This window comes from Actinomycetota bacterium (assembly GCA_040757835.1).
Classification (GTDB): domain Bacteria; phylum Actinomycetota; class Geothermincolia; order Geothermincolales; family RBG-13-55-18; genus SURF-21.
Genome location: JBFLWJ010000027.1, coordinates 1 through 23766, shown reverse-complemented (window position 1 = coordinate 23766; position 23766 = coordinate 1). Strand labels below are relative to the sequence as shown.

General features: G+C 56.7%; 21 protein-coding genes and 2 pseudogenes. 4 read left to right on the top strand and 19 right to left on the bottom strand.

Translation table 11 applies throughout. The features are described from left to right. Positions 1–28: 28 nt before the first annotated feature. Positions 29–448, bottom strand: coding sequence for a response regulator (locus AB1384_14900; protein MEW6555559.1), 420 nt, complete (start codon positions 446–448; stop codon positions 29–31). Between the two features lie 192 nt (positions 449–640). Here AB1384_14900 and AB1384_14895 point away from each other — a divergent pair, with 192 nt between their 5' ends. Continuing rightward, positions 641–2254 (top strand): response regulator, encoded by a 1614-nt coding sequence (locus AB1384_14895; protein ID MEW6555558.1) that lies wholly within the window; start codon positions 641–643, stop codon positions 2252–2254. A 20-nt stretch (positions 2255–2274) separates the two neighbouring features. Beyond that, positions 2275–2892 carry a response regulator transcription factor gene (locus tag AB1384_14890; GenBank protein ID MEW6555557.1) on the top strand — a complete coding sequence of 206 codons (618 nt, stop codon included), beginning with the start codon at positions 2275–2277 and terminating at the stop codon, positions 2890–2892. Here the strand turns inward: AB1384_14890 and AB1384_14885 are convergent. The 8 genes from AB1384_14885 to AB1384_14850 form a co-directional block, all read right to left on the bottom strand. Next, positions 2885–4813 carry an ATP-binding protein gene (locus tag AB1384_14885; GenBank protein MEW6555556.1) on the bottom strand — a complete coding sequence of 643 codons (1929 nt, stop codon included), beginning with the start codon at positions 4811–4813 and terminating at the stop codon, positions 2885–2887. The two genes, AB1384_14890 and AB1384_14885, sit on opposite strands and share 8 nt — an antisense overlap. A gap of 26 nt (positions 4814–4839) precedes the next feature. Further along, on the bottom strand, positions 4840–5280 hold the full coding sequence (locus AB1384_14880; GenBank protein ID MEW6555555.1) for a response regulator: 441 nt from the start codon (positions 5278–5280) through the stop codon (positions 4840–4842). Positions 5281–5289: 9 nt separating this feature from the next. Further along, on the bottom strand, positions 5290–6762 hold the full coding sequence (locus AB1384_14875; GenBank protein MEW6555554.1) for an ATP-binding protein: 1473 nt from the start codon (positions 6760–6762) through the stop codon (positions 5290–5292). A 205-nt stretch (positions 6763–6967) separates the two neighbouring features. Next, positions 6968–7288, bottom strand: a complete 321-nt coding sequence (locus AB1384_14870; GenBank protein MEW6555553.1) for a hypothetical protein — start codon at positions 7286–7288, stop codon at positions 6968–6970. Between the two features lie 6 nt (positions 7289–7294). Beyond that, a complete protein-coding gene (locus tag AB1384_14865) occupies positions 7295–8359 on the bottom strand; it encodes a type IV toxin-antitoxin system AbiEi family antitoxin (protein ID MEW6555552.1) in 1065 nt (354 codons plus the stop codon). Between the two features lie 373 nt (positions 8360–8732). Continuing rightward, positions 8733–9596: a hypothetical protein gene (locus AB1384_14860; GenBank protein ID MEW6555551.1), complete on the bottom strand. Its 864-nt coding sequence runs from the start codon at positions 9594–9596 to the stop codon at positions 8733–8735. 5 nt (positions 9597–9601) lie between these two features. Continuing rightward, positions 9602–11260 carry an ATP-binding protein gene (locus AB1384_14855; GenBank protein MEW6555550.1) on the bottom strand — a complete coding sequence of 553 codons (1659 nt, stop codon included), beginning with the start codon at positions 11258–11260 and terminating at the stop codon, positions 9602–9604. Between the two features lie 170 nt (positions 11261–11430). Then, complete coding sequence (locus AB1384_14850; GenBank protein ID MEW6555549.1) at positions 11431–12006, bottom strand: phosphoesterase; 576 nt, start codon at positions 12004–12006, stop codon at positions 11431–11433. A 168-nt stretch (positions 12007–12174) separates the two neighbouring features. On the opposite strand from AB1384_14850, the gene AB1384_14845 reads away from it, so the two are divergent. Together AB1384_14845 and AB1384_14840 are read left to right on the top strand one after the other, a co-directional pair. After that, complete coding sequence (locus tag AB1384_14845) at positions 12175–12414, top strand: DUF433 domain-containing protein (GenBank protein MEW6555548.1); 240 nt, start codon at positions 12175–12177, stop codon at positions 12412–12414. After that, entirely contained in the window at positions 12414–12782 is a 369-nt protein-coding gene (locus tag AB1384_14840; GenBank protein ID MEW6555547.1) for a DUF5615 family PIN-like protein, read from the top strand. The genes AB1384_14845 and AB1384_14840 overlap by 1 nt, the downstream gene beginning before the upstream one ends. A gap of 645 nt (positions 12783–13427) precedes the next feature. On the opposite strand, the gene AB1384_14835 is transcribed toward AB1384_14840, so the two are convergent. The 10 genes and pseudogenes from AB1384_14835 to AB1384_14790 all read right to left on the bottom strand — a co-directional run bounded on the left by AB1384_14835 (position 13428) and on the right by AB1384_14790 (position 23582). Further along, entirely contained in the window at positions 13428–14483 is a 1056-nt protein-coding gene (locus AB1384_14835) for a hypothetical protein (protein ID MEW6555546.1), read from the bottom strand. A 138-nt stretch (positions 14484–14621) separates the two neighbouring features. Continuing rightward, positions 14622–14687: pseudogene (locus AB1384_14830) on the bottom strand (zinc-ribbon domain-containing protein). Positions 14688–14784: 97 nt separating this feature from the next. Beyond that, positions 14785–16098, bottom strand: a complete 1314-nt coding sequence (locus AB1384_14825; protein ID MEW6555545.1) for a zinc ribbon domain-containing protein — start codon at positions 16096–16098, stop codon at positions 14785–14787. Positions 16099–16123: 25 nt separating this feature from the next. Further along, positions 16124–18640, bottom strand: coding sequence for a hypothetical protein (locus AB1384_14820; protein ID MEW6555544.1), 2517 nt, complete (start codon positions 18638–18640; stop codon positions 16124–16126). A gap of 1 nt (position 18641) precedes the next feature. Next, entirely contained in the window at positions 18642–19127 is a 486-nt protein-coding gene (locus tag AB1384_14815; GenBank protein MEW6555543.1) for a hypothetical protein, read from the bottom strand. Positions 19128–19138: 11 nt separating this feature from the next. Continuing rightward, complete coding sequence (locus AB1384_14810; GenBank protein MEW6555542.1) at positions 19139–19699, bottom strand: hypothetical protein; 561 nt, start codon at positions 19697–19699, stop codon at positions 19139–19141. A 237-nt stretch (positions 19700–19936) separates the two neighbouring features. After that, positions 19937–20692 (bottom strand): annotated as a pseudogene (locus AB1384_14805) (GSU2403 family nucleotidyltransferase fold protein). Between the two features lie 87 nt (positions 20693–20779). Next, positions 20780–21844 carry a type IV toxin-antitoxin system AbiEi family antitoxin gene (locus AB1384_14800; protein ID MEW6555541.1) on the bottom strand — a complete coding sequence of 355 codons (1065 nt, stop codon included), beginning with the start codon at positions 21842–21844 and terminating at the stop codon, positions 20780–20782. Between the two features lie 637 nt (positions 21845–22481). Then, on the bottom strand, positions 22482–23426 hold the full coding sequence (locus AB1384_14795) for a hypothetical protein (protein ID MEW6555540.1): 945 nt from the start codon (positions 23424–23426) through the stop codon (positions 22482–22484). Further along, positions 23427–23582 (bottom strand): DUF3696 domain-containing protein, encoded by a 156-nt coding sequence (locus tag AB1384_14790; protein MEW6555539.1) that lies wholly within the window; start codon positions 23580–23582, stop codon positions 23427–23429. Between the last annotated feature and the right edge of the window lie 184 nt (positions 23583–23766).

The window sequence follows — 23766 nt, the reverse complement described above, 5'->3', positions numbered from 1 at the left end:
ATATCTGCCGAACGCGCGGCGCGCGCCTTTAACCAGCGATGCGGGTGTGGATCTCGTCCGGATACAGATGGGACTCGTCCGGAAACAGATCCTTCTTCAGGTACCAGATAATGGCGCTGATGTCGAAAGGTTTGCAGAAGAAATGGTGTATACCGGCCTCCTCCGCCTTGGCTCTCAGCTCCTCCCTGGGCAGGGCGCTGATGAAGGCGATGGGGATCTGGTCGGTGCGCGAGGAGTTCCTCAGTCTCTCAACGACGCTTATACCGTTGCCAGCGGGCATCATTATATCCAGCAGCATCAGGTCCGGCCGGTGGCGGTGCGCCTGCATTACCGCGGTGGCTCCATCGAAGGCCGAGATCACCTCGAACCCCTCGAACCGCAGGTTGATCGAGAGTATCCTGACGATATCCACGTCGTCGTCAACTACCAGGATCTTCTTCTTCTCCATGGTCTTCTCCTCCCTTCCGTACTATCTAATCGGGGGAGGACCGTCGATAGCTCATAGCCCCCGGGGGTGATTGAGGCCCGCCAATGGTATGAACGGTTCACGAGCCTCGGTTTCCCGATGTCTGGTATGATTACGGTAAGGCTGGGGGGGTAACTCCTAAACGGTTCAGGCTTGAATCCCGCGGGGGAAGCGATGAACGAGCCGCAGCAGAAAGCGCGCATCCTGGTCGTCGACGACGATCCCGAGATGGTAAAGGTCATGTCGCTCGTCTTTGAGCTGGACGGTTATACCGTGTTCAAGGCGAACAACGGAATCGAGGCCCTCAGGCTGGTACGGGAAGAGAAACCGGACTGCGTTTTGCTGGATATCATGATGCCGGTGATGGACGGGTGGGAGGTGCTACGTCGCCTGAGCGAGAATCCGGCCAGCATGGAGATCCCCGTGGTCATAGTCACCGCCCGCACATCCGATCTCGACAAGATCAAGGGTTATGGGGGAGGCGCCCGGGAATACTTGACCAAGCCATTCAGCCCCCTCGGCCTCAAGCAAGTCGTCGAGCGGGCGCTGCAGCCGGACGTACGCGGTGAAAAGAGTACGCACCGGGCGGAGATGGTTCGGCAACTGCAATTGGCTACGATCCACGACATCACGTGTGCCCTGGTCTCCACCCTGGACCTCCAGGAGGTCCTGGACATCATCGCCGGTCGCCTTTTGAGCCTCTTCGACCTGACGCTCTGCGGCATCACCCTTATCGCCCGGGGCGGTAACCGCCTCAGATTCGCCGCCGCTAAGAGCCTCGTCCCCATCGACTCAAGGGAGATGGCCTTGCTGCAGGTTATCCTGGAGGGACTGGGAAGCGAGTACATCGACGAACTCCGGAGCACCGGCAGATGCGTAAAGACGGTCAACCCGCACCTTGACCTGCGGGAGCCCTCCTCACTGCTCAATTACCTGAAATCCATCTACATCTTTCCCCTGGTGGCCAAGAAACAGCTCATCGGGGCCCTGACCCTGACCCGTGACGACCTACTACAGCTGGGGCAAGGCGAGGAAGACCTGCTTTATGCCATCTGCAATCAGGCAGCCATGGCCATCGAGAACTCCCGCTTGTACGAGGACATACGGCGTGAAGAGGAAGCACAGCGTGATCTGCTGCATCGCGTAATCACCGCCCAGGAGGTGGAGCGAAGGCGCCTGGCGGCAGAGCTGCATGACGGCATCATCCAGGGGCTGGTTGGTGCCCTCTATAGCCAGCAGTACGCGCTGGCGCGAATGGAGGACTTTCCCGCCGAAGCCCGGCGTTCCCTGGAAGAAGCGCGTGAGGTCATCAACACCTCCATAACCGAGATGCGCCACCTTATAAACGGCCTGCGCCCTCCCCTCCTCGGCGATATGGGGCTGGTCAAGGCGATGGAGCGATATGCCATCTCCACAAGTGAGGCATCGGGTTTCGAACTGTTTCTCGAACTGGAAAACAGTATCCCGCCACTGGATCCCGAGGCGGAAAGCGGCATATACCGCATCTTCCAGGAGTGTCTCAACAACATGGCCAAGCACTCGGACTGCCGGCGAGGATGGGTGGTCATGCGGGTAGCGCATGACCTGCTGGTTCTGGAGATCCGAGACGACGGCCGGGGTTTCGATACCACGGACGCCGTACGCCCCGAGGGGTCGTACGGCCTGCTGGGCATAAAGGAGCGGGTAGAATATCTCAAGGGAGACCTTATCATTGCCTCGGAGCCGGGGCAGGGGACTTCCGTCAGAGTCGAGCTACCGCTCCGGGAAATAAGGGGGGATGAGCGATAAAGCCGATCAGGGTTATGGTCGTGGACGACCACAAGCTGGTACGGGAGGGGCTGGTGAGCATGCTGTCCCTCCAGAGAGACATCGAAGTGGTGGGACAGGCTTCCAGCGGGGAGGAAGCGGTTACCCAGAGCAAGAGCCTGGAGCCAGACCTCATCCTCATGGACGTCAGCATGCCGGGCATGAACGGGATCGTGGCCACGCGCATGATCAGGGAACGCGATCCGGAGGTAAAGGTGATCATGCTGACCATGATGGACCAGGAGACCTACGTCTACGAGGCCATCAAGGCGGGGGCCACCGGCTACCTGCTCAAGAACACCGACCTGGACGAGCTGACCCGCGCTATCCATGCCGTCAGCAGGGGCGAAGCGTCTCTGCATTCCCAGGCCCAGGCCCAGCTCATCAGGGAATACGCCCTGATGGCCAGGCAGAACCGCGACACCTTCGGCCTAAGCAAACGGGAGCTGGAGGTCCTGCAGCTGCTGGCGGACGGCTATACCAACAAGGACATTGCGGGAAAGCTATTCATAAGCACCCAGACGGTTAAGACGCATATCGGCCACATCTTCGAGAAGCTGGGGGTAAAGGACCGCACCGAGGCGGTGGCTTCGGCCTTGCGCAGCGGCATGATCACCTGATCTTCTCCCCCGCCTCCCTGGCCTTCACGCTGAAACGGAAGACCGAGCCCCCTCCGTCACGGGGTTCGTACCAGATACGGCCACCGTGCCCTTCGGCGATCTGCCGGGCGATATACAGCCCCATGCCCATGCCGGGGGCGGAATGGTGCAGAGCGTCATCTACCTGGCCGAAGCGTTCGAAGATGATGTCGAGGTGTTCCTCCTGGATGCCCGGGCCTCTGTCCATCACCGCCACCACCACCTCATCACCCTCCTCCTCAATCCACACCTCCACGGGGGAGCCCGGGGGGGAGTATTTGACTGCGTTTTCCAGGAGGACGACCAGCAGCTGGTGCATCTTCTCCTTTTCGGCGAGGATTAGGTATGCCCGCTCCGGGAGGTGGATGGTGAAGGCGTTGCCTGTCCCCCGTGCCTCCATCTCCCCCACCGCTTGCGCGAGCAGGGGTGTCAGGTCCAGCTCCTTCGCCTCAACGGTGAAGCGGCCCCGCTCGATGCGGGAAACGTCCAGGAGTTCCTTTCCCAGCTTGTTCAGTCTGTCCGCACCGGCCTCGATGGAATTGAGCACCTGCACGCGGGTTCCCTCGTCCAGCCTGTCCCACATCTGTCGCAGAGTCACCGCGTATCCTTTCATGATGGTGATTGGATGGCGCAGCTCGTGGGAGGCGATGTCGATGAAGTCCTTCAAGCCCTCCTCGCGGGCCAGCCTCTCCTCCTCGATGACCAGCATGCGTGCCAGTAGGCCCGCTATCTCAACCTCCTCGCTGCTGAAGCGCCGCACCACGCGATCGAAGACGCAGAGGCATCCGATGACCTGTTCGCCCATGATAACGGGATAAACCAGGCAGGACAAAAAGCCGTGTGCGCGGATGACGGGGTCCTCCCGGGCATGGGGCAAACCGCGAAGGTCCTCGTATACCACCGCTTTCCTGACCGCCGCGGTGATGATCCGGTAGCACATGTAGATATTCGGTGTATCGGTGATGATCAGCCCCTCCTCACCGGGTAAATCGCTCAGGCAGGAGAAGGTACCCCGCTGCAGACGTCCGTATCCCGTACAGGTGGCCTCCAGGATCTCGCTGCCTGCCCGCACTATGGTCTCCATGTTCTCGATGACATCGGGCCCGAGCTTGAGGAAGCACCCGGTGAGTCGTTCCATCCTCTCCTGGACCCGCTTGCGTTCCGTGATATCCCGGGCGACGGAGTAGACGGCCGGTACGCCCTCGAACTCGAAGAGATGGCTGTTGACCTCCACCGGAATCCGTTTGCCGTCCCGGGCCAAGTACACCGTCTCGTAAAGCACTTTCTTTTCCTCCAGCAATGTCCGCATCATCTCCAGGATCATGGCCGGGTCCTCTGGATCCTCGATGTCGGCAGGGGAAAGCTGCAGTAACTCCTCCCGGGTATAGCCCAGACGCTCGCAGGCTATGTCGTTCACCTCCACGAAGCGCCCGGGCATGCCCCGCGGCGACACGGAGTGGATGAAGAGGGTGTCGTTGCCCATGTTGAAGAGGAAACGGTAGCGCGCCTCGCTCTCGTGCAGCGCCTCCTCGTAGCGCTTGCGCTCCACCGCATAGGCCAGGGAGCGTGAGAGCAGCTCGCCGTCAACCCTCTCCTTGAACAGGTAATCCTGGGCCCCCTCCCTCACCGCCGCCAGTCCCATCTCACGATCTCTCAGCCCCGTGAGTACGACCACCGGCACGCGCGGATACGTGGAGACCACCCCGCGCAGGGTGTCGAGGCCCCGGCTGTCGGGGAGGCCCAGGTCCAGGAGCACAGCGTCACAGCCCCGCGTCAAGCACTCCAGCCCCTCCTTCAGGGTGGTGGCTCCGAGCAGCTCAAAGGCATGCCCGCCTGCCTCGGCCAACATCTCCCGGATGAGGCGGACATCGCCGGGGTTGTCCTCTACCAGCAAGACTTTCATCGTATCCTCTCTCTGCTGGTGCCGTCTCACGGCAGCACCACGACCTCCAGCCAGAAACACTCCACGGACTTGATCACCGACATGAACTGCTCCAGGTCCACCGGCTTGGTGATATAGCAGTTGGCGTGGAGGTCGTAGCTCTTCAGTATGTCCTCATCGCTCCGGGAAGTGGTAAGGATCACCACCGGGATGCGCAGCAGGTCGGGATCGGATTTTATCTCCGCCAGTACCTCCCTGCCGTCCTTCTTGGGAAGGTTGAGATCGAGCAGGATGAGGTCGGGCCGTGTGGTTCCCGAAAACTCCCCCTCGCGATAGAGATAGCGCAGAGCTTCCTCGCCGTCGCCGACCACGTTCAGCCGGTTTCTCACCTTGCCTTCCTTGAGAGCCTCAACGGTGAGCCTCACGTCCCCGGGGTTGTCCTCCACCAGGAGGATCTCCACGAGCCGCCCGGTTCTTTGGTTCCCCACGGTGATCACCTACCTCTCTCTTCTCTCGGGCAGTGTAAAGTAGAAGGTTGAGCCCCGGCCGGGCTCCGATTCCACCCAGATTCTCCCACCGTGGCGCTCTACGATCTTCCTTGTGATGGACAGGCCGATGCCCGTACCGGATACATCACTCCTCGGGTTCAGGCGCTCGAAGATCTGGAAGATGCGTTCGTGGTACTTCGGGTCGATGCCGATGCCGTTATCCGCAACCGAGAACACCCATTCACCGATCTCCTGGCGGGCGGAGACGTGCACGCGAGGTGCTTCCTCGCCGCGGAATCTGATGGCGTTGGTGATGAGGTTCTGCAGGAGTTTGGAGAGCTGCGCCTCATCCGCGATCACCGAAGGCAGATCATCGTGGGTGATTTCGGCCTCGTTCTCCTCCACGGCCAGCCCAATGTCTCTCAGTACGCCCTCTAGCACCTTCTCGCTGTCCACTAACTCGAACTCTCCACCCCTGTTCTCCACGCGCGAGAGGGCCAGCAGGTCGTCTATCATAGCCTTCATGCGGGTTGCCCCGTCCACGGCATAGCCGATAAACTCGTCGGCATCGGAGTCCAGCGCGTTCTTGTAGCGTTTCTCCAGCAACTGCAGATAGCTGGCCACCATGCGCAGCGGTTCCTGCAAGTCGTGGGAGGCCACATTAGCGAACTGCTCCAGCTCGCGGTTGGAGCGGGCGAGGTCCTCCACTGTTTTCTCCAATGCGGTCCTGATTTGCCGAGCATTCTCCTGTGCCTCCTTGCGCTCGGCGATCTCCTCCTCAAGCTCCTTCTCATACCCGCTTATGCTCCTCTCCGTGATCCGGTAGGTCGCGATTACCAGGGCGGTGGAGAAAACCACGAAAACCCAGGGGAGGACGGCCAGCGCTTGACGAGAACTGGCCGACTTGTCCCGGTAACGGATCAATTCGGCATAGGTCTGAGAGATGCGCTCGTCCAGCACCGGCGAGATCTCTCCGGATAACAGCTCGACTGTCGCCTCGCGCAGCGCCTCCAGCGCTTCACGTTGCTTGCCCTCAAGGTAGGAGTCAACCGAGGCGTCCATCTCTCTCTCCAGGCGAATATAGGTGTCCTCGATCCTCCGTAGGTCGACGATTATCTTGTCCTCCAACCCGGGGTTCATTCCTGCTTCCCTGACAGCTGCCTCGTACCCGGCGAACTCGACCCTTACCGCCTGTTTCGCTGCTTCGTACTCCTCCCGGCCAACACCTCCCTGCAGCAGTACCTCGGCCGAGATGACGGACCCCTCGATCGCGCTCCTGAGTGCATACTCCCTAGCCATCTCATCCGCCACCAGGCTCTGTTCTTTACTGAGGTCATCGAGTTCCGATGTGATGACGATATCGGTGACGAGGAACCCTATGAGGGTAAGCCCTATCAGAGCAAAGCCGACCATCAATTTAGCCCTCGTCGACACGGCTGTTTTCCCGTCTGCTCTAAGATCTTCGCAGAGTCCGTAGCCCATATAGCTTGTCACCTTATTATATCCCGTTACCTGTCCCTGAACACGTACAGCAACCCAAGACCTCCAGGCCATCAAGGAAGGCGGGGATCTTAAGGCAGGGGAGGATCCTGGCCACGTCATCAGGCAGGATGGGAAGAACGTACTTAAAATTTCCCCGAGGGACCCGACAGAAGCCCGTATGGATGGGGAGGACGATCTTGAACTTCTACGCCTTCTCGCAAAAGGAGGGCCGGGTGCTGACAGCGGAATGGATTCCCCTATTACATGCCTTGCTCTTCGTTGAATTCATTGAATATCTCGAATACATACTGACGGGGCTTGGCCTGAGGCTCTTATCCCTTTTGCCGATCCGCCTTCCAACCATCAAATCGAATTCCTGGGTCAGGAGCGGAGTCCTGGCCTTATCTCCTATTAGATAGTGGTAGTAGATAAGTGGCGCCCAGCCACCCGCGAAGACGACCTCGGAGAGATACTCGCCAAGAATCTCAACAACTTTGAACAGGCTATGCTTGAAGGTCTTCTCCACCGTGTATCATCCCTCGATGAGTCTCTTCAACCGGTGCCTGTAAAGATATTCAGCCTGTTCCAGTCCCCGCAAAGGATACTTGTACAGGTCAAGATAGAGTTGCAGATCCGATACGACCCAGAGCCCTTCTACCTGATGCATCTCGTGGAAGGCTGAGTACCTATAGTGCGGGTAGCACAATATGACGTTTGCCCCTCTTTCTACTTCTCTCAGTTTAAGTCGCCGCTCAAGGAATTTCCGGCCGCTTTCATCCCTCAGATATATATGTACTTCGCTATAGACGGAATGAGGAGTCACCAGGTTGGCCCCGGCCTGGAAGGACAGGGCGTAAGGTAGGCTTTTATGCCTCCCCGCATCGCGCAATCTGTCGAGTATCTCACCGGGATTATCAGCCAGGCAGAAATAGCCGTGTTCCTCGTTCTTGCGGTAGTCGTATGCGCTTATCCAGTCCTCGAGAAGGCTTTTCGCATCCAGCAACTTGAATCTTCTACCCTCTTTTCCGAAATAGCCCCTTATCTCAAGCTCCCTCATCATACGGGAGACAAAGCCTGGATCAAGTCCGGCTGCTTGGGCTACCTCTCTAACGCCCCATGATCTGCTCCTCTCTTCAAGAGCTACCCTGAGTATCAGTGATGCTTTGTCGGAGAAAGGTCCACGCCCCAGCCTTCTTTCCGGATACTTGTTAGGAAAACCCTCGCGTTCTACATATATTCCCCCATGAGAGATATAGGCATTTCCTGAAAGGTCGATGAAGAGGACCCCGGCACCCTTGCATTCCTCCCTCTTCTCCTTGCTCAGGTAATCCGACAGGATCAGCGGGACTAAGCCACCATCCCGATCGGCATAGGACACAAGGCTTGCCAGTTTGCTCCGAAATATCGCCGAACTCCTTGTTGGGAGTACTTCAATGGCTGCCTTGACTCCCTTGCCATCGATTGATATCGAAGCGATATATTCGGGCGACCCGGCTTCTCTTTTCTTGGCAGGGGATATCTCAAACTTCAACCCAGGAATGGGCAGGATCTCCCCGATGCCATTCATTAATTCATTAACAATCTTTGCCTCTATCAATGTTGCTCCTATAAATTTTGTTGTCCTTATGGACATCATATTAATTTAAGGCATCATTTGATAGATAGTCCGTTGCCTATCGCAGTAGGTTCCTGGAAAGGGCAACCAGGCCAGAGAAACCGTTCTCTGGCCTGCTTCTTTATTTCTGGTGGGGGAGGGAGGATTTGAACCTCCGTAGGCTGAGCCAACGGATTTACAGTCCGGGAAATGCGGTTTCTCTCAGTTTATCTCAGTTGCTCTGAGTTGTTCTGAGTTACAAATATCCTGCGGTTTTCTTAGAATCCAGTTGTTCTCAGTTGCTCTCGGTTTTCCTCACTTGCGCTCAGCTATATTGACCATTTGTTGACCGAAACATATGAGAATACGGCCATCTTCAACGTTTTCCGATATACTCTTTGATTTTTCTCTCATCCCTCAAGATATCCATGTAGCTTCCCATTGTAACGAAGTGCATGGGCTTGATTCTGCGGCGTGCCCGGTTCCTGGCGACCCTATCTCCGGAAGTCACCTCGTACATGCCCTTAATGAATACGCTCCAGCGTGGGTCGATGTCATCGAGCGGAGGCATTTCTTCCGGTGGAGCGAAGCTCTCGTCTGCCAGGGAGAGGCATAAGCGGTTGCAGAACAGTAGCACCTCTATCCCCATTCGCCTTGCGAAGCGAGTTATGCCCTGCCTCGATCCTTTTTCCATCAATGCCTGCAATTCGCCGAATTGTTCATCAAACACCTGCACGAAAGAATCCAATTCGTGCAGGCGCATATCGCGCTTCTTCCTCTCCGGCACCCTGGCCTTCTTCAAAGACGCTATTTCTCGCCTGATCTCCCTGCTTTCCTTCCCGGAATTCAGCAACTTCACCAGCTCCCTCTCCTTAACCCTGCTCAAACGGTAACGCTCGTTCTCCAGAAGGGGGAAAGCGTCGCGGAAGGCGGCATATGAGGTCACCTTGCCGAAGCGCCGCTTAATGGTTCCGCGTTGAGGGAAATATCTACGTATTCTAAAGGAATACATCACTATCTGAGCCGTTATATAGCTCCTTGCATGGATGGCCGAGGCGAGCGGGGTTATCTGGTCCACCCCCGCCTCCAGCAGGATATCCCCGATATCCCAGAGATACCCGAGGGAAACATAGCAAGGCTGATGCTCTTTCACCGCTTGACGGTAAAGGTTATTGAGCGGCGCTATCTCCTCGATCAGTCGCCGGATGAGCTCTTCCGGTACGGGCTTGGACAGGAACATGCGTCTCATACCTCCGCGATCTTCTCGAGGTCGCTGCCCACATATCCCTGCAGCATCTGCTCGAGCCGGCAGGTGAAGGAGAGGAAATCGTCGAACATGGCGGTGCGGCTTCCCACCAGTCTCTTTATCTCGGGCTGGAGGTTGTATTTACTGTAGTAAGTGTCTTTGTAGTATGTGGCGATGATCGCCGCGACGTATGAAGCGAGCCGGTCCGAGAGCTTCATCCTGCCGTGTCTTGCCCGGGACGTCCTGTCCATGAAGTCTGGATGGTTTACATATATATTGATGGTATCCTCGACCAAGCTGGCCCTGGGGATGGCCCCATCCTCCTGGATGAGCGCATCGAGTGCGGTGTCGTCGAAGCGCACCACGAAACCGCTGCCGCGGCGCCGGCGGCCGGAGAGATCGCCATCTCCCTCTTGCACGCTCGTTTTCTCACCCCCCGGCTCCCCCGCCTCCTGGCCCGCTTTACCGTCTCCCGTTCCCGGATTTGCCAGCTCCAGGTCCGAGTCCGGCGTCTCTGCCAGGACGACATCACCCCCCGAGGCGAAGATCTCCCTCAGGGTCATGCGGTCTTCCCTGGCGATCTGCTCCAGGAGCCGGGTGAGAAGGCTGCCCAGGCGTCCCAGGCTCTCCGCATTGGTGGACTGTACAATCTTACTCAAGGCGGAGTGTATCTCTTCTTCAACCTGGGCTATTCCTTCATAAATGGCCTTGCGTTTCTTCGTACGCTTGAAGTCCGAGCGATCCAGGGTGGGCTCGAGGTTCCCATTCATCTCGATATACCCGATGAGATGGGGGTGGGCCCAGACCTTCCCTTTGTAGGGAGAAACATTGTAATAGGATTTCATCTTGCCTGCCTCTTCGATGCGCCTTCCCGTGTTGAGGAAGAGAGGCGGTTTATCGGGTACGGGGTTCTCACAGACCTTGAGGTTTATTTCTATAGGATGGGGAAGGATTATATCCAAGCCTTGCTTGCCGTCGCTAACCCTTTCGATAACATATTCGAAATCGCTGCCGTTGAATATGCCGATGTCATATGGCTTGCAGATATAGACCCTTTTCCCCTCCACCACCTGGATGTTCAGCTTCTCGCGCCGCAGTAGGTGATTGAAGTGCTGCTCTATCTCGTTGACCAGTTCCTGGGGATTCACCTCCCTCCACCAGCCACCATCGAACTTTCCAAGCTTGATTATGGTGCCTGAAGGGAAGGGGAAGGCGCGCACTGGAAGCGCTTCCTCATCGGGGATCTCGTTGGTGTCTCGGTCGATGAGCATCCTCCAGGGATCGTCATCCAGCGATTTGGTGATGATCTCCAGCTTCTTGCAGCAAGCGCGAAAAGCGTGCACGCCGAATCCGAACTGGCCGTTGGTCCACGGCTGGGCCTTCTTATCGGAGCTTCCCACGTATTCCACCACGCGCACGAGCTTTTCCCGGTTCATCCCGCGGCAGTTGTCGGTGATGGACACCTCGCGCTTCTTGTTATCGATATCCACGGTTATCTCGATGAGATAGGGATAGGCTCCCTTCTCCTCATAGCAGGTCTCTGCGTCATCCAGTGAGTTGTCGATATATTCCATGATCACCCGCGTAGTGCTCTGGTACATGCCCGCTATGTGGCGGAGCAGTTCCTGGGGATCGGGGATATTAATTCTCCTGGTCACTGCAGACCACCGCCTGTCTGGCTACTATATGCTTAACAAAAAATCATCGGTCTAAACATACCATAAGCAAATGACGGCTCTCTGTGTTGTCCGCATCGGCCAGACCATGCCGGTGCCGGCTCGAGGAATGCCCCAGTGCTTGACATTCAGTCGTGATCCAACATGCTGCCTTATACGGATATTTGGTTGAAGTTGACCGGCCTTGTTTTCATCACTCCCGCCACTTCCTCCAGGCTCCATGGATAGAAGTCATGAGAGTCCACCCCTACGTCCAGCAACTTCCCCTCTTCAGCCTCATACGCATCCAGCTTTCCGTGCGAATGTCCGAAAAGGTGCCACGATCCATAATGGCTGAAAGGCCAGACTTTATGGCAGTAGTGCGATAGGAATACCTTCGTTGCGATCTCCTCCACATGGACGTTAATAATATATGATTCTTCCATGCCAGCCAGCAGTGAGCACACATCGCCCCTATTCCCCACCTTGTACAGTTGCCTATCATGAGAACCCATGCAGAGATATATCCTGCCCTTGAGCCTCTGCAGGACGCGCAGGATGCTCTCTGGCCCCCCGAAAGAGAAATCGCCGAGGTGATAGACAGTATCCTCATCTCTGACCAATGCGTTCCAACGCTCGATCAATACCTCGTTCATCTCCTCAACTGATTCGAAAGGGCGCTGGGCGTAGCTGATGATGTTCTTATGGTTAAAATGCGTATCGGATGTGAACCAGGTGTTCCTCTTCATCTCAATCCATATTCTCCAGCGGTCTTATATCTGCCTGTTACTTATTATAATGAGGGGGAACGTCACTTAGGTTCGAATAATCCGCAAATGGAGGTATCTCAATCCATTTTCGGGGTTTGCCCTCTATTGTGGTACGCTATAATTGTCAGAAAGGAGACAGAGATGGACATCAACTGGAGAAAGGCCATAACTTCCGATCCAGAGGTATTGCTAGGCAAACCTATAGTAAAAGGGACCCGGCTTTCTGTAGAGTTCATCCTGGGTCTTTTCGCCGAAGGATGGACGGAAAACCAGGTGCTTGAAGAATATCCCAACCTAACCGGTGAGGATATCCGAGCCATTTTCGCCTTCGCGACCGAGTGCATGCGTGAAGAATCCCTTTATCCCCTGGACTCCAAAGCGATCTGATGGATTTCCTGGCCAACGAGAATATTCCCCTGTCCACAACCAAGTTACTTGCTGAAGGTGGTCACGATGTCATCTGTGTCGCCGACGAAATACCTGGCGCTTCGGACCGCCAGGTCATTGAGCAGGCAATCACTACTAACCGCATAGTGTTGACATTTGATCGTGATTATGGGGAATTGATTTTCCGTCATAAGGCAAGAGATGTCCCCGGGGTCGTCTATTTTCGTTTTACTCCCATTTCGCCGGATGAAGCTGGAACGATGCTACTAGAGATCCTGAAGGAGAAGATAATAACCTTGTCAGGCAAGTTCACGGTTATCGAAAGGGACAGTATTCGTCAGAGATCACTTGGTAGCACTATGGATTGAAAAACGGTACCAACACCGTGTACAAGCATGTTGACCATTTATTGATAGTGCTTTGGGCACGCTACCCTTCTCCCCTCCAGATGATCTGCAAATGCGGCTTTTTCGTGGTTATTCATGGTTTAAGGATCGGCGCTCGGCATTTGGATGAAGAAAGCATAATACGTTCCTTCCCATGATGTGGCTCTATCTCCAGGCAATTATTGCCGGTTTAGCAAGTCTTTTAGTTGGAGTATCGGGTTGAACCGCGACGGATGGATAGTCCGTTGCCCACTTTATTTGCTTCCTGGAATAAGAAACCAGGCCAAGGATACAATCCCCTGGCCTGCTTTTTTAATCCTGGTGGGGGAGGGAGGATTTGAACCTCCGTAGGCTGTGCCAACGGATTTACAGTCCGGAAAATACGGTTGCTCTCGGTTTTCGACGGTTGCTAACAGTTGCTCTGAGTTGCATTTATGCTGCGGTTTCTGCAGATTCCAGTTGTTCTCAGTTGCTCTCGGTTTTCCTCGGTTGCGCTCAGCTATATTGACTATTTGTTGACCGGAATGTCGTCGAGTAGAAAACAGAATGGGGAAAAGTGAGCTGATAGTTGATTTACCTAAATATGGTGAGATGCTCGATACTCTAGGCATGACCCCACTTCTTCACTCAGATGTCCAAGAGGTAGGGCTCGTACCAGGCAGGTATCTCGCCCCCGGTACCTATGTCCACACCATACCACCCGTCGGGGCTCTTCCTCATGATTATCAGCGGTGCATCCGTATCTATGTTGAGGGGGATGGCTATTGCACACGCTTCGTTTCCCCTGATCATCAGGCCGTCTATCTCGAACTCCAGCTCTTCCACAGCGTTCTTTCTCGTGTAGGCGATCATGGCCTCCTCCACATCCACCTCTTCCGTCCTGTACCAGGCGGGCAGCTTGAGGTCGGTGGCCCAGTCCACCCCATACCATCCGCTGGAGCCCTCCTTCATGATGATCCAGACATCATCGAGCTCCTGGTTGACGAAATGAGCGTAGCCGACCGCCTCTTTGCCCTTTATAGACAGGCCGATTATCGCCAGTTCATACTCGTCCGGCAGGTTAGCGTACGCGTATTCACGCATGGCCTCCTCGACCTCCGCCAGGTCGGCTTGGTCACCACCTTCGGTCTCGGTGCCATCCTCTAATCCGGTGCCGTCGTCCAATATGTCCCCCGCATCCGAGAGGGCCGCGAGCTCTTCAGGATCGAATCCCGACTCCTTCAGATAGTCGCCGGCGAGGTACCATCTCCCATCCACCTTCACCAGTTGCAGCGAATCCGACTCCCCTTCTGATGCCTCTTCGCTCACCATTTCCCCGTTCTCGTCGGTGTAGGTCACCGTGGCGTCCGTGACCGTGACCGTCGCGGTGTCTCCATCGATCTTGGTCTCTATCTTCCTGATATCGACCTGCATATCCTCCGGGAAGTACGCGAAGAAATAGTCCTCCAGGTACCGGTCGTATTCCTTGCCCAGGGTTTCCTCGAGCTCAGAACGGAACGAGGGCTCCATGGCGGCGATCAACATGTCCACGTCACCCTTCTCGAGCGCCGTATAGAAATCGCCTACCACCTGCTCTGGGCCGGAGGTGTCGCTGGTGGTGTCGCCCCTGAAGACCACGAAGACGAGTACCAGGACGATGGCTATGACCGCCAGAACCCCGATACCTCCCAGGATCCAGGGCAAGGTGGATTTCTTGGGTGGCTGAGCATAGTCGCCGGATTCTTCCGGAGGAGCCTCCGCAGACCGGGGGGACGATGTGTAGACTTGAGGTCCGGGAGGAGCCGGCGGCTGTCCCGCCGCTTGTTCCGATCCGCGCAAATCAGCCCCACAGAGACCGCAGAAATCACTAACGTCGGCTATTTCCTTCCCACATTCCCTGCAATACATCTTCCCTTCTCCTTCGGTCGCGATCCCGACTCCTACCCGACTGCAATCTGTTGTTCAATGGATTATTGCTATAGAGATCGTCTATCACCTTAATGGCTCACACCCTTTTGCCACACTTGTTACAGAAGGCCAGCCCCTCCTCAATGGGATTGCCGCAGGCGGTGCAGGTAACCTGGCTTGTAGCGGTCCCCCCCACCCTTTTACCGCACTTGTTGCAGAAGGCCAGCCCCTCCTCAATGGGGTTGCCGCAGGCGGTGCAGAAAGAGCGGGAAGCGGGCGTCTTGGCCTCCGATACGATCTCAGCGTCTGCCTTGACAGACTCTTCGCCCTCGGGCATGGCGCGCAATCGAGAAACCATGTCATCCCGCGTATAGGGAGTGTCCATGGCGAATCTGTCCCAGGCGGCAGCGAGGGAGTCGTCCCCCAGCACCCCGTCGATGATATCGCTCGCCAGCAAGGGCCCGGCGAGGAGGAGCCTTACCCCCTCGCTCTCTATCTCGCTCAGATCGGCCAGCCAGACGCCGCCTGGGGTGCGCCATCCCCCCAGCGCAGTGAACTCCACCGCCGCCGGCTCCACGAGGCTCTGCGTTACCAGGCCGAAGTTGATGGCCGTGGTAGGACCCCAGAGAAGAGGGCTCAACGCCTCTGGGAGTGCATACAGCGCGCCTCCCCCGTCCGGGCCGACCACCTCCCGCAGGTGACCCAGCCGTGACATCTCCGCCAGCAGGTGAGGTATCTTCTCGGCCAGATCCTGCGGGACGAGTTCGGGGACGAGGATGGAGAAGAGGGATACCGCCCAGCCGGGGTCGACCAGGGAGACGCCGTCCGACCAGAGCCTGGCGACGTCCTCGGATCGTACGCCGGACGGTCCTCCCCCGATCCTCCGGATGCGGCGTACTAGGGTCGCCGCACGGTAGGCGTCAAGGCAGGCCATGAGCGTCCAGAAGTGGTCGGCGGAGAGATCCACGCGGAAGGGATCGACCTCCGCCACGTCTTCCAGGGCCAGGCGGGAATAGAGGCCGACTTCCAGCAGCCATAGGCCAAGGGGGCCGGTGAGGGTCAGTGCGTTTTCCCCCACGCTCATGTGGAAGCCGGGTCCCCAGGCATCGGCGTCGGGAAAGAGGTACTGCCCCACCACGCCGGCATTGCCGTCGCCCATCACCAGGGCGATGGTGCGATGGGGGTCGAGGAGGGCAGGGACGGCCCAGCTCCATGCGCCTTCCAGCTTCTCCCAGGCGGAGATGAGCGCATCCGCGTCGGCCGCTCCCGGCGGGGCGGTCATGCGCCCCAGGGGGGAGAGGGGGCCTGCGCCCAGGTCCTCCATCCCCGCCAGCGCCTTCAGGGAACGGCGGGGCAGCTCCAGCGTCTCATATACCGCGCTTTCCCCGCGCGGAACGAAATCCTCGGTCATCTCACTTCCCTTTCCGGCCACCGCCTCATGGCAGTCGGCCCGTCCAGCTCGACAGCTTGTCCATGAACTCCTCGTATCCGCCCTTGAATCCCAGGTTCTTCAAGGCCTGGTCGCGTACCGCAGGAGCGAGGTCGCTCCTCTTCAGTATCGCCTCCCCCTGCTTGAACACCTCGGGGTAGCGTATGGTCTTGCCGGTACGCGCCATGGACTGGGAGGCCATCTTCTTGGAAAGGTTGCACAATTTGGCTCCCTGTTCCATAGCCTCGGTCTGGGTCTTTACGGTCGTGCCCTCTCCCTTCCAGCCGCGGGTGGTCTTGTACTTCTCCATCTGGGCTAGCCCCTCGCCGTCCACTATCCTTCCCTGTGCAACGGGCGACTTCGCCCCTGGCTTCCACCTCGGGTCCATGACCGTGGGCTGGTTGCTGAAGGATTGGGCGGCCTCCGGGTTCTTGACGTCCATGGCTTCCTGGCCGTGCCCTTCCGTCCACACCTTCTTCTGGTCCATCGGCGTCATCTTGTCCCAGTTCTTCTCGGGAAAGCGCGCCTTCGCCTTCGCCGGGTCGAACCCTGTGCGCCTGGCGAAGGAATCGAAATATGCGCCCTCCCATTGATGGGCGGGCACCTCCTTCCAGTAGAGGGAGCCGTCCCTCGTTTTCTCCAGCTTCATCAAGATGACGTCGTTGTCGGTGTTGATCAAGCTCTGCTGGCCCGGCGTGCGGACCCCGCCGACCTTGTACACCCCGTTGGGATCGCTGGCTTTCATGTGCGCCACCACGTCGTCGTAGACCGGCTGGTAGATCTCCTTGGCTTGGGTCGCGGCGAACTCCTTCTGTACTGCCTCCGGCGCCTTCTTGATCACACGCATGGTGGCGGGGTCGCTCATGGCATCCAGCACCTGCTCCTTGGATATCTTGCCGCCCGCTTCCACCGCCTTGTTGATCTCGGACGCCTTGTTCTTTCCAGCGGCCTTGTAGGCCTCGTATTCGGTCTGCGCGCCGGAGGTCGTGGCCGCCTTCGCCGCCTCGATGGCCTTGTTCGCCGCCTTGGCGGAGCTGATGGCGGTGAGGTCGTCGGAGAAACCCGGCACCGGCATCTTGGCTAACTTCGGGGCCATCATGATCAGGTTGGCGAGCTTGGTGGCCGCCGCGGGGATGGCCCAGAGCTTCTCCTCCAGCGACGCGTTGGGATCGAAGAGAGAGCTTATCTCGTCGGTGGGCAGCAGTTCCTTGCCCAGGGTCGCGAGGATGCCTTTGAGCGCCTCCCATCCCTCGCCCGAGGAGATCAGGTCGGTGAAGATACTCGGTTTGCCGTTCATGTATTCGGAATAAATGGTATACGAGAGCTTACCCAGCTCCACGTATCCTTCCAGTATGGTGCCGGGGATACTTGCGATTCCGTGGACAAATCCGGCGACCCCGTCCTTTACCGCTGTGCCGACGTCCTTGGCCGTCTGGCCCGCGGATTCCCCGGTGGCCTCGATGATCTCGTCCATGCTTTGACCCAGGGAATCCATGGTGGAGTCGACCTTGCTTCCGATGAGATCGGCCGGCTGGTTTGGATGCTTCTTCAGGTCGAAGGGATCGGCGGTACCGGCGGCGACGCCGGCCGGGAGCGGCTCCATGTACGGGGGGAAATCGAACGGGCCGGACGGCGGCCTGCGGCGAGGTTTGGGGATATCTATGGAGACTTGCGGGTAGGGTTTATCCGCCCCCCTGGCCGGAGGGACCCTGGCCGGCGGGACGGGCTTGCCGGGAGGAGCGGGCGGGGCGGCGGGTACGGGCGGAAGCCCGAGGAGGGAGTTCAGGAAGCCGGCTATCGCCGCGATGATGCCGGCTATCACCGTGCCGGTAAGCCATGTCCACCAGCTGCCGGGACCGGGGATCTTGCTGCCTCCCCCCGCCTGCTTGCTCCCCTCAGCTTCGCTTTCGCTCCCCGGCGGTGCGGTGATATCACCGCCTGAGCTTACCGGCACCCATCCCGAAACATGCTCAAAACTGTTGAGCTCCTCCCGCAGGCTTGCCTCCATGGCGGCAACCGCCCGGTCCATCGCGGAACCGTACTGGTCCGGTGGGACTTCGATCGTCTTGTAGTCGGTGAAGTCGGAAACGGATTGTGACAACGGTTGATCCGTACCCGCCACCCAGGTCATCGAGTCCAGGAGGGCATGGTCCTCATAGACATCGGTGTATGGGGCGCTGTCGTACTGTGTCTTGACCGAGATCGTATATATAACGTACATGTGATAGGTCACGAACACCGTCCCATCATCATGTTTTTCGACCTGGGTCACTTTTTCGGTTTTCACCACATTGTATGGCGGGTCATCCGGGCTCTCGCCGAATACCCATGCATATTCTCCGCTTTTCACCTTCGCCAGCCACTCCTCGGCCTGCTTATCCGTGGGGGGCTGGATATCGGCTGCGAGGCAGGTGCCCATGCAAGCCAGCAGGATGGCCCCGGTCGCCAGGATCACGATAAGTGCCGGGAACAGCCATGCCGGCCGCATCGGCCTGCCCGCCTTCCACAACCTCGGCCTGGGCATCTCACCCCACCGCCTTGGAGAAGATGGCCGAGTAGGCGATCCAGATGATGGAGAAGGCGAAGGCCCCCGCCATGCAGCCGATCATGTAGCGCAGCTTGGGCTCACCCGAGCGCGCCAGCTCCACCCCCACCGCCGCCCCCGAGGTCATGATGGCCGCCTGCATGAAGGCGGTGGCGGCGCCCCAGCCGAAGGCGAGGTCGGCCAGAAGGGCGAGGAGGGCGAAGGGGAGGGCGAGGAGGTATCCCCGGGCCACCGCGTCTGCGGCCCCGGCGTATCCCGGCCCCTGGCGCAGGGCCGGGTCGAGGGCCATCACCAGGGCGGCCAGCCCGGCCAGGCAGGCCAGGGCGATGATAAGTCCCAGGATGGTATACAGGGCCACCTGGCCGGCGCCCTGCCCCACGTATCTCCCATTGAGCCAGGCCAGGACGCAGAAGCAGGCGAGGATGACGAGGCCGCCTATGATCCTCTCCCCCTTGGTCCTGTCCATCCCTTCCTCCCCTATATCCCCAGCAGGGCCCAGGCGGAAAGGACCAGGGCCCCGCAGACGGTGGAGATGGCCATGCTTGCCCAGAGCTTTTCCCCGGTCATCTCCCGGCAGATGGCCAATATAGGGTAAAGGGCCCACAGCACCCCGGTTATCCCGAAGGCGATGGCGGTGTTCCAGCCGACCGCCAGGTTGAAGACGAGCCCAACCGTGCAGAAGATGATTGTGGGGGTATAGGCCAAACAGAAGGCACGGATGGTCCACTGAAGGGAGCGGTCGCCTCCCAGCGGGCGGGAGGCCGCCCAAGCCAGCGTGGCCACCAGGGCCACCCCGGCGGTGCCCAGGGCGGTGCCCAGGAAGGTGAAGCCTACCGCGGCCCTCGTCGAGGCGGTGCCCACCCTGTACATATCCAGTCCGGTCTGGAGAAAGAAGAGAGTGAAGGCCATGCCGGATATTGCGAGGGAGTAGACCCAGGGGACGCTTTCCAGGGCGCCCTTCACCGCCTGGGCTGGGTTGAGGATCATGGAGAAAGCGGAGCGGAAGGATGAAGAAGCGCTTACTCCGGCTGCATCCATGGATCGTCCCCCTTGCTGCTCTTGCCTATCGCTTCTAGTCAAGTAAAATACTGCCTTCAACACCGCAATCCAATAACATTTTAGCAGGCCGGGCACGACAATCCCAAGTCTCATCTGCTTCTAGAATATCAACCATCTGGGGACCCTGGTGGACTCACGTGGCCTAAATGCTATGGAAAAACGTACCAGGCCAGAGGGACAACCCTCAATGGCAGCTAATCCTCTGGCGAAAAGACGCTATAGTTGACTCGACTCCTCGATGAATGTTTTAAAGGTTTCGAATACGTACTGGCGGAACTGCTGATCATCCAATCCCGGAAAAGCGCTTGGTGGCCTCTGGCGAAATACCATGTTGATCTCCTTGGCATCGAGATCCCCTAAATAATCGGCCATGTTCTTCAGAAAAGACTTGAACCACTTTGCATGGGTAGCGCTCGAACGCTTGAGAGCACTGAGTTCCTCCAATATTTCTTGCCTTAATTCGGGACATCGCGCCAGTATATCGAAGATGTAGTAGAGATCCTTTTCCTTCTTGGCCGTTACCTGCCGCCTGGAGAATGTCAATCCTTTGTTGAAGATGAAGGCCCCTGGTGAAGGTACCAGTAGTGTGACCGGTGTGGTGGCTCTGTGAAGCGGATGGTCGTCTATCACGACTTCCATGGCGGCAGAAACAATGATATCGGCATATCTTAACGGGAGAGCAAGCAAGTTTTTCTGAACCTCGATAGCCCTATCCCCTCCCTTTCCGGTCATGGGCGTAAAGAACTCCAACTCGAGGTGGTTGCCTTCGATTTCTCCCGAGTAGATCTGCGCCGGCCACGGAGATGAATCGCGTGGCTCTGGATGCAAGCCCGCATCCTGCAGCAACTCGTAGAGGCTCTTGCCGCTGTTTCTGATTCGCCTTCCAACCATCAAATCGAATTCCTGGGTCAGGAGCGGAGTCCTGGCCTTATCTCCCATAAGATAGTGGTAGTAGATAAGCGGCGCCCAGCCACCCGCGAAGACGACCTAGGAGAGATACTCGCCAAGAATCTCAACGACTTTGAACAGGCTGTGCTTGAAGATCTTCTCCACCGTGTATCATCCCTCGATGAGTCTCTTCAACCGGTGCCTGTAAAGATATTCAGCCTGTTCCAGTCCCCGCAAAGGATACTTGTACAGGTCAAGATAGAGTTGCAGATCCGATACGACCCAGAGCCCTTCTACCTGATGCATCTCGTGGAAGGCTGAGTACCTATAGTGCGGGTAGCACAATATGACGTTTGCCCCTCTTTCTACTTCTCTCAGTTTAAGTCGCCGCTCAAGGAATTTCCGGCCGCTTTCATCCCTCAGATATATATGTACTTCGCTATAGACGGAATGAGGAGTCACCAGGTTGGCCCCGGCCTGGAAGGACAGGGCGTAAGGTAGGCTTTTATGCCTCCCCGCATCGCGCAATCTGTCGAGTATCTCACCGGGATTATCAGCCAGGCAGAAATAGCCGTGTTCCTCGTTCTTGCGGTAGTCGTATGCGCTTATCCAGTCCTCGAGAAGGCTTTTCGCATCCAGCAACTTGAATCTTCTACCCTCTTTTCCGAAATAGCCCCTTATCTCAAGCTCCCTCATCATACGGGAGACAAAGCCTGGATCAAGTCCGGCTGCTTGGGCTACCTCTCTAACGCCCCATGATCTGCTCCTCTCTTCAAGAGCTACCCTGAGTATCAGTGATGCTTTGTCGGAGAAAGGTCCACGCCCCAGCCTTCTTTCCGGATACTTGTTAGGAAAACCCTCGCGTTCTACATATATTCCCCCATGAGAGATATAGGCATTTCCTGAAAGGTCGATGAAGAGGACCCCGGCACCCTTGCATTCCTCCCTCTTCTCCTTGCTCAGGTAATCCGACAGGATCAGCGGGACTAAGCCACCATCCCGATCGGCATAGGACACAAGGCTTGACAGCTTGCTCCGAAATATCGCCGAACTCCTTGTTGGGAGTACTTCAATGGCTGCCTTGACTCCCTTGCCATCGATTGATATCGATGCTATATATTCGGGCGACCCGGCTTCTCTTTTCTTGGCAGGGGATATCTCAAACTTCAACCCGGGAATGGGAAGGATCTCCCCGATACCATTCATTAATTCATTGACAATCTCTGCCTCTATCAATGTTGCTCCTATAAATTTTGTTGTCCTTATGGACATCATATTAATTCAAGGCATCATTTAAGTCAAGGCTTGTGGGGCTCACCTGGGCATTGCTTGCGGGCCGTGTTCAAGGATGTTGACCATATGTTGATCGGGTTCTTTCTATGCTTCTCTTCTCCTCCCCAGATGATCTCCAAATGTGGCTTCTTCATGGTCATTTATGATTCTTAGGGATCGAAGTTCAGCATTTGGATGAAGAAGGCATAATACGTTCCTTCACATGTCGCGGCTCCACCTCCGAGCAATTATTGCCTGTTTAGCAGGTCTTTTAGTAGGAGTACCGGGTTGAACCGCGACGGATAGATAGTCCGTTGCCTCTCTTGATAGTTTCCCTTAAAAAGCAACAGGCCAAAGAGATAACCCTCTGGCCTGCTTCTTTATTCCTGGTGGGGGAGGGAGGATTTGAACCTCCGTAGGCTGTGCCAACGGATTTACAGTCCGTAAAATTCGCTTGCTCTGGGTGTTCCTGAGTTGCGTTCAGTTGTTCTGAATTACATATAGCCTGTGCTTTTTATATTTTCGAGTTGCTGCCAGTTGCTCTCGGTTTTCCTCTCTTGCGCTCAGCTATATTGACCATTTGTTGATTGGGATATGCCTCTCACGCTCCTATTCTGAATTTATGAACAAGCCAGTGCTTCTTTGAGTTCTCGTGGTACTCCCTCTGCAGGTCATCCCTGTCAGAGCGTGAGAGTCTAGAGAATTTGGTAGTTTCACCGGGGTACCTCGACTCGGAGAACCCTTGCCCGATGGATATTCCAATTATGTCAGTAACTAAGAAACGGTCATGCACGTAATCCCATATAAACACTTCTGCGGAATTGCCTGTGTCCTGCAACACATTATCGAGTGACGAAAATGCTTGTTCCCATGCATTCACCTCTCTTTTAACATCAACTCTACTTCTTGGGCTTTCTACTTTCCTGTGAATCTCAATCAAGGGGTTGGGAGGCGCGTCTCTCCTTGATAGAGCCAGCAATTCGCCAAAGTGAGAATAGTTGTCTTCCCTTGGATCAATCCAGGGATCGATAAACATGATTGACCTGGCACACTCGAAAATCTTCTTCAATGCCTTTTTGTAGCTGGATGTATTCACGAGCACAGTCGTTGACTCCGCAGTCTCCTTAGCTAATCTCCACCATTGCGTAACATTGAGCCTGTCTACGGAGGCGACAATGTCCTCATCAATGTAGTGCTTCTTGACTTTGTCGGTCGCGATAATGCCGTCGAGGGGATCGATGGAATGAGACTGAATAGCTTCTTCGCACCACTCTCGATCATTAATAGGATCTGCCTCTCTCGCAGAAGGCACCAGCCTGAGTCTATTCTGTTGCCTCATCTTCTTCAGGAGCTCTTTTGACTTGGGAGATAAGACCAGGCCTCTACTCAGTACGTATTCCTCCCATTTTCCTTCTCTCAAATCCCTTATAAGTGCTTCTTTTAAGAATGTGTCCTTGAGATACCGTAAATGAAGCCCATGGATTTCATCGCTCGAATATGATGTTGGGTCAAAGAAATCTGGGGTTAGAGCAAACTCTGCCAACATTTAGAATACCTCTCTCAACCCTTCCTCAAAGAACCCCCCCGGCCAGGATTTAACTAGTTCCCCTTTTTCGTTCAAGGGCATCTCACGTACAATGCTTGATTCCCCAAAAGGTTCTACATACAAGACGGCAATATCTTCGGGCTTAACTTGCGGCATTCCATCAGTAAGCTTGCCTTCATGTGTCTCCCTCATCCGCTTCATCATTCTCAGCAATGAACCGCCCCGGGTTTACCGGAGACTCGGTTGCTTGAGTCCTTCCGTATCTTCCTGATCCTCCTTTCCCCAATAGTAAGCCTCGAACTCCGCCGGCGGAATATTGCCAATGGGCTCGAGAAGCCGG